Annotated in this window: 2 protein-coding genes; one reads left to right on the forward strand and one right to left on the reverse strand. The window is 54.4% G+C overall.

The genetic code is table 11. From position 1 onward, the window contains the following. The coding region (locus tag ABIZ35_RS17425; protein ID WP_348221184.1) for a transposase at positions 1–279 on the forward strand (279 nt) is incomplete at its 5' end. A gap of 100 nt (positions 280–379) precedes the next feature. On the opposite strand, the gene ABIZ35_RS17430 is transcribed toward ABIZ35_RS17425, so the two are convergent. Next, a complete protein-coding gene (locus ABIZ35_RS17430; RefSeq protein WP_348221185.1) occupies positions 380–1978 on the reverse strand; it encodes a GxGYxYP domain-containing protein in 1599 nt (532 codons plus the stop codon). Positions 1979–2297 lie beyond the last annotated feature (319 nt).

Here is a 2297-nt window from a genome sequence, read left to right on the forward strand (position 1 = left end):
TCCATTGCTGACGTTTCCTGGTTCCAGTTTCGTTCTGTTCTCACTTCGAAAGCTGAAAACGCTGGTCGTGAGTTACTCGCTGTCAACCCTGCTTACACCTCCCAGGATTGTTCTGGATGTGGCTACCGCCCTGACGGTCGAGAAGGCCGCACCAAGAAGAAGTTGTCGGATCGGTGGCATCTGTGTCCGATGTGCGGACTTTCCTTGGATCGCGATACCAATGCCGCTGTCAATATTTTGGCTCTGGGACAACAGAGCCTCGCTTCCGTGGAAGCGTAGAAGCCCGCTGATTTATCAGCGGGGAGTTGTCACGATGGGAAAGGTCACGCCTCCAGGCACGCGGAGTCAAGGTGCGGTCACCCGGCGCCCTGGCTTTCATTTACTTCGGCTGCAGCGGATCAATCGGAAGCTGATTGACGGAGCGCATCATTTTGAAGATGGTGTCTGGCCGCACAATTTGGTAATTGGAGTTGAGCCCTTTGGCGAATGTGACGAAGTCGGTCGGCATCAAGCCGTGCCACGGTTCTGCCTGAATGATCAGGAAACGTGGTGATTTGCCATCCCATCCTGCTGAGCCGCCTTTGACTTCCCTGACCAAATGGTCCATCGTTCCGCAATAGGTCGCCGTGAGGTCGAAGGTTGGAAGCTTATGCCTGTAAATCTTGAGCCCCTTACCAGCGTTTTGCCCCGTCAAACCCAGAAGCGACGGCGCATGTTTTGCGTAGGCGTCGCCAACTTTGGGATCGATGCCACCAGTGATCGTATTCCAAATCGTGATGATCCTCAATCCCGCGCGGTTGCAGTATTCGTCGGATTTTGCCACAAACTGGTTGAGCGCTTTGCCATCGCGCCAGTAGTTCGGGTACGTGTAGCCGTAGCCTGATGGGCCGCTGAGGAGGCAGTCGTTGTCGGTGGCGGTCTTGTAGTAGTAGTCGAGAACACCCGGCATGGCGTCAAGCATCGTCGGCGACACCGTCCAGCCCATCGGGATTTTGCCGCGTTCGGGATCGAGCCACATCTTATGAAGATGATGCTCCAGATACTGGAAGTTGTCGCCGTCGCTAATAATGAACGCCACGTAGATTTTGTTCTCGATGGGGGGAATCGTCGCCGGGGCCGGCTTGACCGCGACCTTTCTCGACGTGCCGCCGAAATTTGTGAGATTAGTCGACCAGTCGCTGGCGCAAGTGACAACGCCATATGCGGAAGCGGCTCTGACGCCCGATCCTTCTTCGGCCCACCAACCCATGTACAGCGTTCCGGGACCCATCGACGCCAGATAGCGGTTGAGGAGCGCCTTCTCCTTGGGTTTCCGAGGATCGAGCCAGAGGACTGTGGAATTGATAGCCACGGCATATTCCCGCAAGTTCCCGTACACAGCCGTAGGATTGAGACCGGTCAGGACGCGATGGGATGTCTTGGCCCAGTAGTTGTCGTACAGGTACTGATACACACTGAGGCGTCCATGAAATTTCCCGCGCAGATCCTTCAGAATCGGGAGTGAATAGGGGCTGCTGGTCAGCTTCGCGACAAGATCCGGGGACACCACCAGCGCGTTCGAAGAACCGGCGATGGTGGTGGCAAGATTGATTGTGTCAGGCTGGGCATTATCGTAAACGATTATGCCCTTAATTTCCTGCCGATATTTGGTGATCAGTGACCAGCGATCCGAGGGCTCACTGTAGGAAAGGCCAAGCTCGCTGAGCCATTCGTATTTGTCATCACCCGATCCTTCACACGTCCAAATCCGGGGTTTCGTTCGATTGACCAAACCCTTGAGAGAACTGAACAGAACGGCTTCCGCTTTTGGGAACGCGCTGCCCGCCGTAGGGGGTGAAATGAGATCTTGCGTCGGAGCGGGCTGGGCAAATGTGGGGAGAAGTTGTTCTTTCGGCCAATTGATTCCGGCGATGGATGGACTGATGACTGCGCCGGTAAGCGCGATGGCGGCGGCAGTGGTGCGGTATAACTTTGACATGGATATTTCCTTAGAGCACGGAAAATCTCGCGTGCGGTAATACTTCACGGTACAAACGATATGGTAGAGCGGCACAGAGACATTGTGGCGTTTGTGGATGAAATCGCTCATATCTCCACATGATACCAAACTTTGGCGAAATTCCACGGCGATGGGCCGATTTAACAAAATGCGCGGAAGTCCCGCTCATTTATGAGCGTGGATGGATAGCGCAACGCCCTTCTCAGGGCGTTATATTTCTTGGTCTACTGGTATACTGAAAGCATACCAATACAACTGACAGCATCCCGATACAACGGAAAGTATAAAACAGGAAACG

The sequence above is a fragment of the Capsulimonas sp. genome (assembly GCF_039929585.1).
Taxonomy (GTDB): Bacteria; Armatimonadota; Armatimonadia; order Armatimonadales; family Capsulimonadaceae; genus Capsulimonas.

Bases quoted from the DNA above. Each gene is read 5' to 3' on its own strand.
- ABIZ35_RS17430 (WP_348221185.1), bottom strand. From the start codon at position 1,978: ATGTCAAAGTTATACCGCACCACTGCCGCCGCCATCGCGCTTACCGGC.